16 protein-coding genes are annotated in these 15,340 nt (G+C 61.7%); 9 read left to right on the forward strand and 7 right to left on the reverse strand.

Annotation, left to right across the window (positions count from 1 at the left end; genetic code table 11):
* Positions 1–34 precede the first annotated feature (34 nt).
* Together nudE and cysQ are read left to right on the forward strand one after the other, a co-directional pair.
* On the forward strand, positions 35–601 hold the full coding sequence (gene nudE, locus JQR87_RS00940) for an ADP compounds hydrolase NudE (protein ID WP_407293533.1): 567 nt from the start codon (positions 35–37) through the stop codon (positions 599–601).
* Entirely contained in the window at positions 598–1,449 is an 852-nt protein-coding gene (gene cysQ, locus JQR87_RS00945; RefSeq protein WP_407293530.1) for a 3'(2'),5'-bisphosphate nucleotidase CysQ, read from the forward strand. The genes nudE and cysQ overlap by 4 nt, the downstream gene beginning before the upstream one ends.
* Before the next feature lie 8 nt (positions 1,450–1,457).
* Here cysQ and JQR87_RS00950 read toward each other — a convergent pair whose 3' ends face one another.
* The gene (locus tag JQR87_RS00950; protein WP_407293528.1) at positions 1,458–2,450 is read right to left on the reverse strand and encodes an asparaginase; all 993 of its coding nucleotides are present in this window, start codon (positions 2,448–2,450) and stop codon (positions 1,458–1,460) included.
* Positions 2,451–2,509: 59 nt separating this feature from the next.
* Positions 2,510–3,955 carry an alanine/glycine:cation symporter family protein gene (locus JQR87_RS00955; protein WP_407293526.1) on the reverse strand — a complete coding sequence of 482 codons (1,446 nt, stop codon included), beginning with the start codon at positions 3,953–3,955 and terminating at the stop codon, positions 2,510–2,512.
* Positions 3,956–4,107: 152 nt separating this feature from the next.
* On the opposite strand from JQR87_RS00955, the gene JQR87_RS00960 reads away from it, so the two are divergent.
* Complete coding sequence (locus tag JQR87_RS00960; protein ID WP_407293524.1) at positions 4,108–4,929, forward strand: helix-turn-helix domain-containing protein; 822 nt, start codon at positions 4,108–4,110, stop codon at positions 4,927–4,929.
* A gap of 87 nt (positions 4,930–5,016) precedes the next feature.
* Here the strand turns inward: JQR87_RS00960 and JQR87_RS00965 are convergent, their stop codons facing one another.
* Together JQR87_RS00965 and aspA are read right to left on the reverse strand one after the other, a co-directional pair.
* Entirely contained in the window at positions 5,017–5,775 is a 759-nt protein-coding gene (locus tag JQR87_RS00965) for a substrate-binding periplasmic protein (RefSeq protein WP_407293522.1), read from the reverse strand.
* 162 nt (positions 5,776–5,937) lie between these two features.
* Positions 5,938–7,362 carry an aspartate ammonia-lyase gene (gene aspA / locus JQR87_RS00970; protein ID WP_407293520.1) on the reverse strand — a complete coding sequence of 475 codons (1,425 nt, stop codon included), beginning with the start codon at positions 7,360–7,362 and terminating at the stop codon, positions 5,938–5,940.
* 190 nt (positions 7,363–7,552) lie between these two features.
* Here aspA and JQR87_RS00975 point away from each other — a divergent pair, with 190 nt between their 5' ends.
* Positions 7,553–8,479 carry a LysR substrate-binding domain-containing protein gene (locus tag JQR87_RS00975; RefSeq protein WP_407293518.1) on the forward strand — a complete coding sequence of 309 codons (927 nt, stop codon included), beginning with the start codon at positions 7,553–7,555 and terminating at the stop codon, positions 8,477–8,479.
* Between the two features lie 44 nt (positions 8,480–8,523).
* Here the strand turns inward: JQR87_RS00975 and adhP are convergent, their stop codons facing one another.
* A complete protein-coding gene (gene adhP, locus JQR87_RS00980) occupies positions 8,524–9,546 on the reverse strand; it encodes an alcohol dehydrogenase AdhP (protein WP_407293516.1) in 1,023 nt (340 codons plus the stop codon).
* Positions 9,547–9,792: 246 nt separating this feature from the next.
* Between adhP and purE the strand changes: the two genes are divergently transcribed.
* From purE to JQR87_RS01005, 5 genes are all read left to right on the forward strand, one after another.
* The gene (purE, locus tag JQR87_RS00985) at positions 9,793–10,284 is read left to right on the forward strand and encodes a 5-(carboxyamino)imidazole ribonucleotide mutase (protein ID WP_407293514.1); all 492 of its coding nucleotides are present in this window, start codon (positions 9,793–9,795) and stop codon (positions 10,282–10,284) included.
* The gene (locus JQR87_RS00990; protein WP_407293512.1) at positions 10,284–11,369 is read left to right on the forward strand and encodes a 5-(carboxyamino)imidazole ribonucleotide synthase; all 1,086 of its coding nucleotides are present in this window, start codon (positions 10,284–10,286) and stop codon (positions 11,367–11,369) included. Before purE ends, JQR87_RS00990 begins: the two co-directional genes overlap by 1 nt.
* A 101-nt stretch (positions 11,370–11,470) precedes the next feature.
* The gene (locus JQR87_RS00995; protein WP_021206181.1) at positions 11,471–11,722 is read left to right on the forward strand and encodes a GlsB/YeaQ/YmgE family stress response membrane protein; all 252 of its coding nucleotides are present in this window, start codon (positions 11,471–11,473) and stop codon (positions 11,720–11,722) included.
* Between the two features lie 49 nt (positions 11,723–11,771).
* Positions 11,772–12,302 (forward strand): DUF3299 domain-containing protein, encoded by a 531-nt coding sequence (locus JQR87_RS01000; RefSeq protein ID WP_407293510.1) that lies wholly within the window; start codon positions 11,772–11,774, stop codon positions 12,300–12,302.
* A gap of 3 nt (positions 12,303–12,305) precedes the next feature.
* Positions 12,306–12,989: a uracil-DNA glycosylase family protein gene (locus JQR87_RS01005; RefSeq protein ID WP_407293508.1), complete on the forward strand. Its 684-nt coding sequence runs from the start codon at positions 12,306–12,308 to the stop codon at positions 12,987–12,989.
* Between the two features lie 3 nt (positions 12,990–12,992).
* Here JQR87_RS01005 and JQR87_RS01010 read toward each other — a convergent pair whose 3' ends face one another.
* A complete protein-coding gene (locus JQR87_RS01010; protein ID WP_407293507.1) occupies positions 12,993–14,075 on the reverse strand; it encodes an FAD-dependent oxidoreductase in 1,083 nt (360 codons plus the stop codon).
* A 224-nt stretch (positions 14,076–14,299) separates the two neighbouring features.
* Positions 14,300–15,196 (reverse strand): D-hexose-6-phosphate mutarotase, encoded by an 897-nt coding sequence (locus tag JQR87_RS01015; RefSeq protein WP_407293505.1) that lies wholly within the window; start codon positions 15,194–15,196, stop codon positions 14,300–14,302.
* Between the last annotated feature and the right edge of the window lie 144 nt (positions 15,197–15,340).

Consider the following 15,340-nt stretch of genomic DNA (forward strand, 5'->3'; position numbering starts at 1 on the left):
TTATGATTGGTTTTCGCGTTTCAAGGATATCCCCATGCGCCAGAAACCTACCGTACTTGCCCGTGAGATCGTCGCCAGCAGCCGCCTGTTCCGAGTCGAGGAGCTGCAGCTGCGGTTTTCCAACGGCGTGGAGCGAACCTACGAACGGCTGGTCGGCAAGGGGACCGGCTACGGCGCGGTGATGATCGTCGCGCTGGAAGCCGACGGCCGGGCGCTGCTGGTCGAAGAGTATTGCGGCGGTACTGATACCTACGAACTGTCGCTGCCCAAGGGACTGATCGAGCCGGGTGAAGATGTGCTTGACGCGGCCAACCGTGAATTGAAGGAGGAGGCCGGCTTTGGTGCGCGCAGTCTGGAGCTGCTCACCGAGCTGTCTCTGTCGCCGGGTTACATGAGCCAGAAGATCCAGGTGGTGTTGGCGCGCGACCTCTACCCCGAGCAGCTGCCGGGGGACGAGCCGGAGCCAATGCGTGTCGATCGCATTGATCTGCGTGAACTGTCCAGCCTGATCCGGAATCCTCAGTTCAGCGAAGGGCGCGCTCTCGCGGCGCTCTATCTGGCGCGCGATCTGCTCACTCAGCGGGGAGAATTCGATCAATGAGTCATCCTTATCTGGCGCCTGTCATTGATCTCGTTCGCGCTGCGGGCGAGGCCATCCTGCCGCACTGGCGCAACGATGTGCAGGTGCATGAAAAGGCTGATGCCTCGCCCGTGACTGCCGCTGACATGGCGGCTCATCACCTGCTGGCCGGTGGACTCCGAGCGCTGGATGCTGCCATCCCGGTCTTGTCCGAGGAGGACTGCGCGCTGGGTCTTGCCGAGCGCGCCGGCTGGACGCGCTGGTGGCTGGTCGATCCGCTGGATGGCACCAAGGAATTCATTGCCGGAAGCGAAGAGTTCACCGTCAATGTCGCGTTGATCGAACAGGGACAGGTGTTGTTCGGTGTGGTTGGGGTCCCGGCCAACCGCCGCTGCTATTACGGCGGGGCCGGCTTCGGTGCCTGGCGTGCCGAAGCCGACGGTGCAGCGCAGCCTTTGAGGGTGCGGCATCAGTCAGCGCGGGGATTCACGGTGGTTGCAAGCCGACGCCACTCGAGTCCGGCTCAGGAACGCCTGCTGGACGGTTTGCGGCAGCGCTTCGGCAATCTGGAGCTGGCCAACGTGGGCAGTTCGTTGAAGCTGTGCCTGCTGGCCGAAGGTGCTGCCGATTGTTACCCGCGTCTCGCGCCGACCTCGCAATGGGATACCGCGGCCGCTCAAGGCGTGCTCGAAGGTGCCGGCGGCGAGGTGTTGACGATCAGTGGGGACGCGTTGACCTACGAAGCGCGAGAAAGCTATCTCAACCCGTCCTTTTTCGCCTTGCCGCGGGGTGTGGCATGGCGCACCGCTCTGGTGGAGCTGGCCACAAACCAGCACGGCCTTCAGCAAGGCAATCCCAATTCGAACTGAGCTGCAGATCAGTCGGCACGTTCCCCGCAGAGATCCAGCGCAAACCAATGCTCGACCTCGGTCTGCGACAGTCCGGCGCCGAGCAAGGCGAACAGCTTGCCCAGCGCAGCCTCCCGCGTCATGCCGCCGCCTGACATCAGCCCGCTTGCTTCCAGCTTGCTACCGGCGGCATAGATGCCGAACTCGACGTGACCCTGCGGGCATTGGCTGATTGCAGCCAGTACGACGCCGCGCTCATGGGCATGCTGTATGGCTTTCAGCAGTTCGCCATCATCGGCAGGTCCGGTCCCGCTGCCATAGCACTCGAACAGCACGCCCTGTACCCCGCTCGACAGTAAGGCGTTCACCTGGGCTGCCTGGATGCCTGGATAAAGCGGAAGTACCGCGAGTTTCACCTGCTGGCGAGATTGGCGGTAGTCCAGAGCTGCAGGAACAGTGACTGCCCGCTGCCCCTGACGCAGCCGTGGCAGGACACCGAACGCATCGAGGCTGGCGGTACCGAGCTTGCTGACGCGGGCGCCGTGCATCAGTTTGCCTGCGAAGTAGAGATGAACACCTGGCTCGACGCCGGTATGCAGGGCCTGCATCGCACCGAACAGGTTGTCCCAGGCATCGCTGCCGGGTGCGCCGGCCGGCAACATGGCGCCCGTCATTACCACAGGCACGTCGAGCCCCAGCAGCAGGAAGCAAAGGGCAGCAGCGCTATAGGCAAGAGTGTCAGTGCCATGGAGGATCAGTACCGCGTCGCAGTCGTCCTGCTCGACCCCGGCCCGAATGGCTTCGACCATTGCCAACCAGTGGCTCTGATTCATATTGGCGCTGTCGATGGGGGGCAGCAGCTCGCGGAACTGCCAGTCCGGCACCGTCAGCTCTGGATGTTTGTTCTGCTGTTCGCGTAAGCGGCTGGCGAAGCCAGAGGCAGGCATGAGGCCCTCTGCACTCTGCTGCATGCCGATGGTGCCGCCGGTGTACAGCACCAGGGTATTTCTGGAAGCCGGCATAGGGGTCTCCTATATGAAAACAGGGGCCAGCGGCCCCTGTTCAAACGACGCGGATCAACTCAAGGCTGACGTGCCCGGCTGGTTGCGGTCGCGTGGCTGGCCGGCGTTTCAGCGCCTACGGCTGCTGGCCAGACGCTTGGGTCCAGGTCCAGATCGGCGAACTTCTTTGGATCAAGCATTGGCGATGCGACGCCGGCCTCACGCTGGCTATCGTAGTCGCGCATCAGGCGCAGGCCTACCTTGAACAGCAGCGCCAGGGCGATCAGGTTACAGATCGCCAGCAGACCCATGGTGACGTCGGCAAAACCGAACACCGTACCCAGATCCTGAACCGAGCCCCACATGACCAGCCCAATCACCATCACGCGGTACACCATGACCGGCCAGCGCTCACCGGTAAAGAAGCCCAGCGCGTTCTCGCCGAGATAGTAGTTGTAGATCAGGGTGGTAAACACGAACAGCAGCAGCGCCACGCTGATGAAGACCCGTCCCCATTCACCGACGACGGCAGCTACGGCGGTTTGCGTCAGGACTACGCCGCCCATCTCGCTTCCGGGCTCGAAGACGCCCGACAATATGATGATCAACGCGGTGCAACTGCACAGGATAATGGTATCGATGAACACGCTCAGCGACTGCACGATGCCCTGCGCCACTGGGTGCTTGACCTCCGCGACCGCCGCCACGTTGGGCGCACTGCCCAGGCCCGCCTCGTTGGAAAACAGGCCGCGCTTGACGCCCATGATGATCGCCGCACCGATGCCGCCTGCGAATGCCGGCTCGAGACCGAAAGCGCTGCGGAAGATGGTGCCGAAGGCCTGAGGAATGTCGCCCGCGTTACTGCCGATGACAAAGAGGGCCATGGCGATGTAGGAGAACGCCATGATCGGCACCAGCACGTCGGCGAACTTGGCGATGCGCTTGATTCCGCCAAAGATGATCAGGCCAATCACTACCATCAGCACGATACCGCTGATATAGGTCGGCACGCCGAAGGTATCGTTCATCGAACTGGCGACCGTATAGGACTGCACGGCGTTGAAGCCGAAGCCAAAGGTCACCAGCAACAACAGCGAAACCACGATACCCAGCCAACGCTGGCCGAGACCATGCTGAATATAGAACGCCGGGCCGCCGCGATAGCCGCCATCAGCTTCACGGCGTTTGTACAGCTGCGCCAGGGAGCATTCGAAGTAGCTGGTAGCCATGCCGACGAGCGCCACGACCCACATCCAGAAGACCGCACCGGGCCCGCCGAGCATGATGGCAACCGAAACACCGGCGATGTTGCCCGCGCCGACGCGGCCGGCAACGCTGAGCATCAGCGCCTGGAATGAACTGAGCTGTCCCGGCTGGCGTTTGAAGGCTTCGCCGAAGATCTGAAACATGCTGCCGAAGTAGCGAAACTGGACGAACCGCGAGGCGATGGTGAAGAACAGACCAAGGCCTATCAGCATCACGATGAGCAGCTTGCTCCAGATGAGATCGTTAAGAAGATCGAGCATGAGGAAAGTGTCTCTCTTGTTGTTGTGACAAATGTTGAATCATCGAAAGGGGAATGGTTGGCCAGACCCGGCGGTCATGCAATTACGCGGATCGCGGCTAGCTGGCGCAAGTTGATGCTAGAATCGCGCCGCTCGCATCACTGGACATCTCCATGCACGATCACTTCCGCGCCAACCTCAAGCTGCTCTGCAGCCACTATCGATCGAAAGCCGAGGTCTGTCGCAAGCTGTCCATGAACCGGGCGCAGTTCAATAAATACCTCAACGGTCAAAGTCGACCGACCACGCACAACCTCAAGCGGATCTGCGACTTCTTTGGCGTTGAAGCCTATGAACTGAGTCTGCCCAGGGATCAGTTCACCCAGCTCATTGGCATGCGCGGCCATGATCAAGAGCGCGTCGCTGCCAGCGATCCACTGCTGGAACTGTTTCAGCCGATGCGCGAGAACGCCAATAACCTTTCGCGCTATTGCGGCTATTACTTCGAATACGCCAACTGCATGTCCGTGCCTGGGCAAATTCTGCTGTCGCTGGTGCAGCTGCGCGAAGATCGCGGCAGCTTCGTCTTCGAGCGCCAAGAACGCCAGGAACAGTCACGCGCCGACAATCCAAGGGCCGAGGACTGGGTGGTGCGTTGTCGTTACCTTGGCGCTGCGTTCTATCTTCAGGATCGTCTGTTTCTGATTGATTACGAGTCGCTGACCGGAAACGAGATGAGCCAGACCATCCTCATTCCCAGTTTCAAAAGCCGGATCAGCCGCCTCAACGGCTTGAAGACAGGCGTCTCAAGTGGAGACCGTCGTACCCCGGCCTGTACCCGTGTGGTTTGGGAATATCTTGGCACTGAGATCAACCGGGTCAACGCCTATCGGCAGGTCATGCTCTATGACCTGGATGATCCACGGATCGACCCTGAAATACGTGAGCGCCTGGCTTCTGTGTCGCTGCGGGATGGGTTATTTGAGATCGAGTAGCGCCAAACGGCGTTCCGGTCGATCAGGCCGCCCCAGGGTAACGGCAGTGACCAACGGCGCATTGCGCACCGTTGGCGGTTGATCAGGTCAGCAGAGTTCTGGATGTTTGGCGCAGGTGCCGTAGCCTTCGCTTTTCATCTCGTCCAGCGCCTTCTGCAGGCGGGTGACGACTTCGTCCGGGACGTCTTTGTTCAAAGCCAGGTACAGCGGGGCGGAATTGAACACCAGCACAGTATTCAGGCCGCCTACACCTTCCTGTTTCGCGTAGTAGCGCCACACGGGATCGGAGGTCGCCCAGAGGTCGATCCGGCCGCTTAGTAATTTCTGGAGGTTTTCCTGATCGCGGAGCGCGTTGACAGGCGCCAGGCCCTGCGCTTCCAGGCGTTGGCTGACAGCGCTGCTTTGATAGGCCCCAATCTTGTATGCCTTTGCCTGCTCTAGGCTGCTCAGCTTAAGGTTCGAGCCGGGCGGCGAAAGCAGCACGCTTTCGTATTGGGCGATTGGGCCGACCCATTTGAACAGCGGGCGGCGCTCGTCGGTCATGGAAGTGGAGAAGAGACCGTGGTTGGGCATATCCAGTGTCGCCTGGTAGATACGGTCCCAGGGGAAGCGCAGCGTCATGGAATAGGCAATGTCGGCACGCTTGAACATTTCACGGACAATCGTCGCGCTGACGCCTTGAATGTGGTCTTCGCGGGCGAAGTTCTTGCCGCCATCGGCCATGTTGAAAGGCGGGAAGTTTTCGGTTTGCAGGACCACTTCGTAGCCTTGCGGGAGCTCCGCATGTGCGAGCGGCGCGCCCATAAACGTGCTGAACAAAAGGGTGACGGCGAGTAGTTTGCGCATGGGACCTCCGTGGAATCGGCGGATTTTACGCAAGGGTGGAAAAACGTGATTTGTGGCACATCACGGTTTGGCTGTCCTCAGTGGGAAGTTCCAACACTGACAGCATTAGACACCGTCCAAGTGCCTGTGCCGCGAAAGAGCACAGGCATCGGGACGGCTTGGTCAGGCTTTCAGCGGCACCAGACGCGGCGCGATCATGTTTTCCGGCCGCAGGATGTCATCGAGCGTGGCGTCGTCCAGCAGCTTTTCTTCACGCACCAGCTCCAGCACACCGCGTCCGCTGAGCAGCGCCTGGCCGGCGATACGGGTGGCGTTTTCGTAGCCGATGTAGGGGTTCAGCGCGGTGATCAGGCCGATGGAGTTTTCCATCAGCTGGCGGCAATGGTCTTCGTTGGCGGTAATGCCAACAATGCAGTGCTCACGCAGCATGTCCATGGCGCGCTGTAGCAGGCGGATCGAGTCGAACAGCTTGTAGGCAATCAGAGGTTCCATCACGTTGAGCTGCAGTTGCCCGGCTTCGGCCGCCATGGTCAGCGACAGATCGTTGCCGATGACTTCAAAGGCCACTTGGTTGACTGCCTCGGGGATTACCGGGTTGACCTTGCCAGGCATGATCGAGCTGCCCGGCTGGCGCGGCGGTAGATTGATCTCGTTGATGCCGGTACGCGGTCCGCTGGACAGCAGGCGCAGGTCGTTGCAAATCTTCGACAGCTTCACCGCCAGACGCTTGAGCATGCTGGAAAAAGTGACGAAGGCACCCATGTCGGAAGTGGCTTCGATCAGGTCCGCAGCAGGCTTGAGGGGCTGGCCGCTGATGGTGGCCAGGCGCTGCACGGCCAGGGCCTGGTAGTTGGGATCGGCATTGATGCCGGTGCCGATGGCCGTGCCGCCGAGGTTGACCTCCACAAGCAGCTGCGGCGCGATCAGTCGCAGATGCTCCAGATCTTCACCGAGGGTAGTCGCGAACGCTCGGAACTCCTGGCCGAGGGTCATGGGCACGGCGTCCTGCAGTTGGGTGCGGCCCATCTTGAGGATGTGTGCGAATTCGGCTGACTTGCCGGCAAAGGCTTGTACCAGGCTGTCGAGGCTGGCCAGCAGGGTGTCATGGCCCAGCAGCAGGCCCAGGCGGATCGCGGTGGGGTAGGCGTCGTTGGTCGATTGCGCCATGTTCACGTCATTGTTCGGGTGCAGGTGTCGATATTCACCTTTTGCGTGCCCCATGTACTCCAGCGCCAGGTTGGCGATGACTTCGTTGGCATTCATGTTGGTCGACGTGCCGGCGCCGCCCTGAATCATGTCCACCACGAACTGATCGTGGTGCTCGCCTCGGACCAGATGAGCGCAAGCCTGGCTGATCGCCATGTGCTTGGCGTCGCTCAGATGCCCCAGCTCGCGATTGGCGTCCGCTGCTGCCTGCTTGACCATCGCCAGCGCCACGACCAGCTTCGGAAAGTGCGATAGCGGCACGCCAGAAAGGTGAAAGTTGCGCACGGCGCGCAGCGTTTGGATGCCGTAATAAGCGTCAGCAGGTACTTCGAGGGAGCCAAGCAGGTCTTTTTCCAGGCGGAAGGATGCAGCGGAGGACATGAGGGTTCTCATCCGAGAGAAAAGCGGCATCTGCCGCGAAGGCCGCTACCATAGGGCTTGAGCTACCTTTGCGGCCAATGCCGTTAAACGCTGAGTCATGCACAATCGGCATAGCAGAAGGTGTGACGCCGCTTCGCTGGCGAGCGTTATGGCTAGCTATGATCGGCCCCTCAAGGTGTCAGGAACCGGTATGAACATCGAAACCAAGTGGCTGGAGGATCTGGTTGCCCTGGCTGCGACTCGGAGTTTCTCCCAAGCTGCCGAACGACGCTTCGTCACCCAGCCAGCCTTCAGCCGGCGCATTCGGAGTCTGGAAAACTGCCTTGGGCTGACGTTGGTGAATCGCGCCAAAACCCCGGTCGAGCTCACCGAGGCGGGGCAGCTGTTCCTGGTCACCGCTCGCAACATGATTGACCAGATGGGGGAGGTCGTTCAGTACCTGCACAATCTCGAAGGCCAGCGCGGCGAGGTGTTGCAGATTGCCGCCGCGCATTCGCTGGCGCTGGGCTTCTTTCCCGAGTGGTTGGCACGGCTGCGCCAGGATGGTGTGCCGGTGAACAGTCGACTGGTCGCGACCAATGTCGGCGAGGCGGTGCATTCGCTGCGTGAAGGCGCTTGCGATCTCATCCTCGCCTATTACGATCCGGACGCTGCGCTGCAGATGGACCCCGAGCTGTTTCCGTCAATCGCGCTGGGGCGTACCGAAATCGTACCCGTGTGTGGCGTTGATGCTGCGGGTGAGCCACTGTTCGATCCGGACAGCGGTCAGACCGTCCCGCTGCTGGCCTACAGCGCTGGCGCCTCGCTGGGGCGTTCGGTGAATCTGTTGCTGCGCCAACGGGGGCTGCGCGCCTCGACGGTTTACGAAACGGCCATGGCAGACAGCCTGAAAAGCATGGCGATGCAGCGGCTCGGCCTGGCCTGGGTGCCGCGGCTCAGCGTGACCGCCGAACTTGAGCGGGGCGAGCTGGTGGTGTGTGGCGGCGAGCATTGGCGAATCCCGCTGGAGATACGCCTGTACCGCTGTGCACTGGTGCGCAAGGCACCGGTGCGGCTGCTCTGGCGCAAGCTGGAATCCGGTGCGGGACAAGGCGTTGAAGGCGTTGCGACCGAGTGAGGCAGGCCTGGCTCTGCTGAAAACCAGGCGAGCCCGGTGATCCGCTAGATGTTCAGCACGATCCGCCCTTCGATAGTGCCGGCGCGCATCTGATCGAAGATCTGGTTGATCTCGTCCAGCTTGCCGCTGTGGATGGTCGCCTTGACCAGGCCTTCTGCGGCGAAGTCCAGTGCTTCCTGCAGGTCCGCGCGGGTGCCCACGATGGAGCCGGTGATGCTGATGGCCTTCAACACCACGTCAAAAATCGGCGTCGGGAAGTCGCCTGGCGGCAGGCCAACCAACGCCACAGTGCCGTGCCGCCGTGCCATGCCAATCGCCTGACCAAAGGCGCTGTTTGATACCGCAGTTACCAGCACGCCGTGGGCACCACCGATGTCGCGCTGGATGACCTCAGCCGGATCTTCATGGCGCGCGTTGACCGTTAGAGTAGCGCCGAGTGTGCGTGCCAGCTCCAGCTTGGTGTCGTCGACATCCACGGCTGCCACGTGCAGGCCCATGGCTCTGGCGTATTGCACGGCTACGTGGCCCAACCCGCCAATGCCTGAGATAGCCACCCACTGGCCCGGTCGTGCATTGGTTACTTTCAGTCCCTTGTACACCGTGACGCCAGCGCAAAGAATCGGTGCAATCTCGTCGAAGGCGACCTGTTTTGGAAGAATGCCGACATAGTTGGGATCGGCCAAGACGTACTCGGCGTAGCCACCGTTGACCGAGTAGCCCGTGTTCTGCTGGTCAGCGCACAGCGTTTCCCAGCCGGTCAGGCAGTGCTCGCAGCAGCCGCAGGCGCTATATAACCAGGGCACGCCGACCCGGTCGCCTTCCTTGATTCGGCTGACGCCACGGCCAAGTGCAGCGACGTAGCCGACGCCTTCATGACCGGGGATGAATGGCAGCGATGGACGTACAGGCCAGTCGCCCTCGACGGCGTGCAGGTCGGTATGGCAGACGCCGCATGCCTCGATCTTCACCAGAATCTGTCCGGGGCCGGGCAATGGAACGTTCACTTCCTCGATACGTAGCGATTCGCCGTAGGCATGTGCGACGGCGGCTTTCATGGTCTGGGTCATGGGCGGCTCCTGTGCATCGGAACTGGCAGTTTGTGCATTTACTCCAAGCATTCATTGACCTCGGGCAACTCTAGCGGGCATTCCCGTCTTTGCCAGACGTGCGGTGCGGGTGCCGGCTGGTCTGGGCTTGCGATATACTGCGCGGCCTTCGGTCGGACCGGTTCCGACCATGTACCTGCACGGCCGCGCTGTTTTCAGCGCGGCCGTTGTTCCTGATGCGCCTAGGCGCCGAAGAGAGGCACGACGATGACCGCACTGGTAGGCGTGATCATGGGATCCAAGTCCGATTGGTCCACCTTGAGCCACACCGCAGACATGCTCGAAAAGCTCGGCATTCCGCACGAAGTCACCGTGGTGTCAGCGCACCGCACACCCGATCTGCTGTTCCAGTACGCCGAGCAGGCTGAAGAACGTGGTCTGCGCGTGATCATCGCAGGCGCTGGCGGCGCTGCTCATCTGCCGGGCATGTGCGCGGCCAAGACCCATCTGCCGGTGCTTGGGGTGCCGGTGCAGTCCTCGATGCTCTCAGGAGTGGACTCGCTTCTGTCGATCGTTCAGATGCCGGCTGGTGTACCCGTCGCCACGCTGGCAATCGGAAAGGCGGGCGCGGTCAATGCCGCACTGCTGTCGGCCAGCATCCTGGGGCACGAATTCCCCGAATATCATGCCGCGCTGAAGAAATTCCGCGACGAGCAGACTCAGACCGTGCTCGACAATCCGGACCCGAGGGACGCGTAATGAAAATTGGCGTGATCGGTGGCGGCCAATTGGGCCGCATGCTCGCCCTGGCAGGAACTCCGCTGGGCATGAACTTCGCCTTTCTTGACCCGGCGCCGGACGCCTGTGCGGCGGCTCTTGGCGAGCATCTGCGTGCCGACTACGGAGACCAGGACCATCTGCGCCAGTTGGCCGATGAAGTCGACCTGGTGACGTTCGAGTTCGAGAGCGTGCCGGCCGAAACGGTGGCGTTCCTGTCGCAGTTCGTTCCGGTATATCCAAGTGCTGAGGCGCTGCGTATCGCCCGTGATCGCTGGTTCGAAAAGTCCATGTTCAGGGACCTTGGCATCCCGACGCCGGAATTTGCGGATATCCAGTCCCAGGCAGATCTCGATGCCGCCGCGGCCGCTATCGGCTTGCCTGCGGTACTCAAGACCCGAACGCTGGGTTATGACGGCAAGGGCCAGAAGGTGTTGCGCAAGTCGGCCGACGTGGCCAACGCGTTTGCCGAGCTGGGCAGTGTGCCATGCATCCTGGAGGGCTTCGTGCCGTTCACCGGTGAGGTGTCGCTGATCGCTGTGCGCGGACGTGATGGCGAGACCTGCTTCTATCCGCTGGTCCACAATACGCACGAAGAAGGCATCCTGCGGCTGTCAGTCGCTAGCAGCAACCATCCGCTGCAGGCACTGGCCGAAGACTACGTTGGGCGCGTGCTGAACACGCTCGATTATGTCGGCGTTCTTGCTTTCGAGTTCTTCGAAGTTGACGGTGGTCTCAAGGCCAACGAGATTGCGCCGCGCGTGCATAACTCCGGGCATTGGACCATCGAAGGCGCCGAGTGCAGCCAGTTCGAAAATCACCTGCGCGCGGTGAGCGGTCTGCCGCTCGGCTCGACGGCCAAGGTCGGCGAGAGCGCGATGCTTAATTTCATCGGTGAAGTGCCAGCCGTGGAAAGGGTCATCGCAGTCGAGGATTGCCACCTCCATCACTACGGCAAGGCCTTCAAGGTTGGACGCAAGGTGGGCCATGCGACGCTGCGCTGCCCAGACCGTTCCACGCTTGACCGGCAGATCACAGCTGTCGAGTCGCTGATCACGCGCGATTGAACGCCCGGCCGTCTGGCTTGGGGCCTCCCGCGGCGAACTGCCCGGCCCGCCTCAGGTCCGAGATTACGTAACGTATATTTTCGGACCTGAGGAGATTGCCCATGGGCATCATCGGAACCATCATCATTGGCCTGATCGTAGGCCTCATCGCACGCTTCCTGAAACCCGGCAACGACAGCATGGGCTGGATCATGACCATCCTGCTCGGTATCGGCGGTTCGCTGCTGGCCACTTATGGCGGCCAGGCCCTCGGCCTTTATGAGGCTGGAGAAGGTGCGGGCTTTATCGGTGCGGTTGTCGGTGCGATCATTCTGCTGGTCATCTACGGCATGGTTACAGGCCGTAAACACTGATCCGCCCGGGGCCGCGCCCTGCGGCCCCGTTCTATACCGCTTGGTTCACATGCGCCAGATAATCCTTTGCCTGCTTATTTGTTTTCCATGTTTTGCCTACGCTGCCCCCGCGGAGCTCGACTGGCTCGAGCTTATGCCTCCAGAAGACCGTCAGGCTCTGGAAGAGATGCCGGAGATCGAACACGACTCGCCTGAAACTGATGGCTTCAGTGACAATGGGGGACTGAAACAGGCTACAGGCCTGCCTGAGGTCATGTACTCGGCCAAGACCGTTCCGGCGCTAGGCGGCAGAGAAATACGCCTGGGTGGTTATCCGGTCCCGCTAGAAATCGACAGCCAGGGCCGTAGCACCGAATTCTTCCTGGTGCCCTATCCAGGCGCTTGCATCCACGTTCCGCCGCCACCCCCTAACCAGATCGTCATGGTCCGCTATCCAGCCGGCATCATGCTGGACGATATCTACGCCCCGCTCTGGGTGGACGGTACATTGGAGATCGAGCCGATCAGCAATGATCTGGCCGATGCTGCCTATGCCATCGCTGCCTCTGAGGTAAAGCTCGTGGACGAAGACGACCTCTAGGCGATGTCCAACCCGCTACCCCTCGAGCCGTCACTGCGCCAGGCCTTTCGCGAACTGGCGGCGCACATCGAAGGGATCGATGAGGCGGTCTACGAGGCGTTCGATAAAGACCCCTTGGAGCCGATCATCGGTTTGGGGCCCGCGGATGCGCCCGTCGCGTTCTTCGGGCGTGATCCCGGGCGCGAGGAGGTTCGCTATGGCGAGCCGTTCGTTGGCAGCGGTGGACAGCTGGTGCGCCGCGGGCTTTACCGGCATCTTCATGGTGCAGAAATGCCGAACCTCGAGGCCAGCCGCTCGGTTGGTGAAGGCTTTTTCTGGATCAACACCGTGCCGTACAAGCCGCTTGGCAATCGAGCCTGGTCGATGGCGGTGAAGCGTCGCTTCCATCCGTTGATGCGCCAGCTGCTGATCGATAACTGGCAAGGCCGAGACATCATTACGCTCGGACGTGAGGCGTTTCTCTGGTTTGGTCTGGCGCAGCCCCAAGAGGTCCGTCAGCACCTCGAGGCGTACTGGAAACGCGACGACCGCTTCTCGGCTCACTGCGACATCGAACTCAAAGGCGAACGGGACAGTACCCGCAGGTTTCGGCTGCACCCGCTTCCGCACCCTTCACCGCGCAACATGATCTGGTTCAAGCGCTTCCCTGATCTGCTGGAACGGCGGCTGCACCAGCTGCTCGGCTAAGCCTCAGCCTTCGGCGCCGTGACGGCGGACGAAACGCCGGTCGATTCGATCCTTCCATCGCCCCAGTAGCCGCCCGTCCGCCGCAACACCAGCCCAGCTCAGCAGGGCGCCCTGCTGACCGTCGGCGATCAGGGCTAGGCTATGCGGCTGAGGGTGGTAGTGCCGCAATGGCTGACCCACCGAAGCCTGGCCCAGATTCGTTGCCAGAATTGCCGCTTCACGCACCGCATGCACGCCGTTGCGCACGGCTCCGGCCAGGCTTGCGCAGTCTCCGCTGGCAAACACATGCGGATGCGATCGGCTCTGCAAGGCGGGCGAGACGTCGATGAAACCGTCGCGGCCGAGTCGCAGGCCAGACTCGCGCAACCATTCCAGTGGGCTTGGCCCTGTAGCGACCACTAGCCGGCGACCGCGCCAGTGCGCCTGGCCACCACCGCCGACGAGTTGGTTACCGTGAACGGCCTGAATAGGGGTGTGTTCATGGATGGTCACCCCGAGTCTTCGAAGATGTTCCAGTGCCAGTCGTCGAAGGCGTGAAGGATGGCCTGCCAGCAATGTTTCGGCGGTGAACAGAGAAACCTTGGGAACCCGACCTGCCATGGCCAGTGCCAATTCCACCCCAGCTGCTCCTCCGCCCAGAACCGCAACGGGCTCAGGCGTCTCTTCCCATTGCTGCCAGCGGCGTATGAAGTCAGCAAACGGCTTGACCGACAGCAGCTCCATGCCGTCGCCGGTCTGATCAGGTAACCACGGTAGCGAGCCCAGGTTGAGCGATAGCCATGTGCTGCGCAGCGTGACGCCAGTGGCGAGTAGCAACTCGGGCGTTTCCGGCTGCAATGCGACGATGGTGCCTTGGATGAACTCGACCTCTGCAGCGGCGCACAGCTTGGGTAGCGGCACGCGGCACTGGCGGGGCTGATAATGCTCGGCCAAGAGCCCCGGCATCATGCCGGAGTACCAGGCGTAGGGATCTGCGGATACCAGCCCTATCCTGCCCATCGGGCGTTCTCGGCTGGCCCATATACGTAGCACGCCCAGGTGGCTGTGGCCGGCGCCGGCGAGTAGCAGGTCGAAATCAGTGTTCACAGCGCATCAGCCTGAGACTGATACGGGGTTCGCTGTAATGAGACAGGAGCAATAAGTTGGGTTGCTTGGCTTCCATGGCGGTTGATCTCCGATGCGTTGCAACTGGCTACAGGCCGTGCCACCGCTGGTTCCGTGTGCGGCGGCGTTGCTTGCAGTATAGGTTCAAACGCCCGTCATGCTTTGTTTGCGTTGCGGCGCCACTGACAGTTGCAGTTTCGCTATTCCTACATCGGCTCGGTAGCGATCGACACGGCTAGCGTGTGGCTCGCTCCCGGCGCGAGCTCTACGACATCGGCCATCACATTGGCCGTCTCGATGCAGAGCATGCGTTGCCAGGCATCATCCGGAAACTGTGACAATCGCTGCGCCTTGGCGATCCAGGGGTTCCACAGCACGGCCGAGCGTGAGCCGCTTGTCTTTAGGGTGATGCGCCGGTTGAGCCCCGGATCGCGCAGGCTGAGGCTTGGAGGAAGCTCCAGGTAGATGCGGTCGGTCTCGCCTTCGAACACAAGGTCGCCCTGCTGCTGGCGGAGCTGCCAGCCTTCCAGGGTTTCGATATAAGGATGCCCGTCCAGGCCTTCGACTACCGCCTGATGAATGTCGCTGATCGCAAAATAGGTGTGCAGAGCCTGGGTTAGCGCGACCGCTGCGCCGCCCCGATTGTGGCTGGTCAGGGAGAGATGCAAGCCTTTGTCGTCCAGGCCGATCTTCAGGGTCAGGTCGACCGCGTGCGGCCAACCGGGCAGATCACGCCCAGTATTACAGCTAAATACCAAGACAGCGCTGTCTGCACTGCCGTCGCTGCGCTCCATTGTCCAGTCGATATTGCGTACCAGGCCATGGGCCGGCGCTGGTTGGCTGCCCTGATAGGCGGCCTGAACCGAGTCCGGATTGCGCGCCAGGTCGCCGAACCAGGGCCAGCAGACGGGGACGCCGCCGCGTACCGCCTGCCCGCGTTGAAACGCAGCGTCTTCGCTGAGCCAGATGATCGGTGTCGCGTTGCCCTGCCGGTAGCTGAGTACTTGCGCGCCTTGTTCGGCAACGATCACTTCGTCGTCTCCATGGCGAAGGCGCCAGCAGATGAGTTGATCCTTTTCGATGCGCTGAATGTCGACGGGCATGAACTTGTCTCGTTGGCGGGTGGGTGATCTCAGACCCTGGGAGCCGACAGGGATTCCGCGCGGCCTGCCAGGAGGAACGATACCAGTCTGTGGCTTGCCAGCGGATTTCTGTCCCTGAAGAGATCCGCAGCGCCATGCTGCTGC

Source organism: Stutzerimonas stutzeri (assembly GCF_051028275.1).
Lineage (GTDB): Bacteria > Pseudomonadota > Gammaproteobacteria > Pseudomonadales > Pseudomonadaceae > Stutzerimonas > Stutzerimonas stutzeri_AS.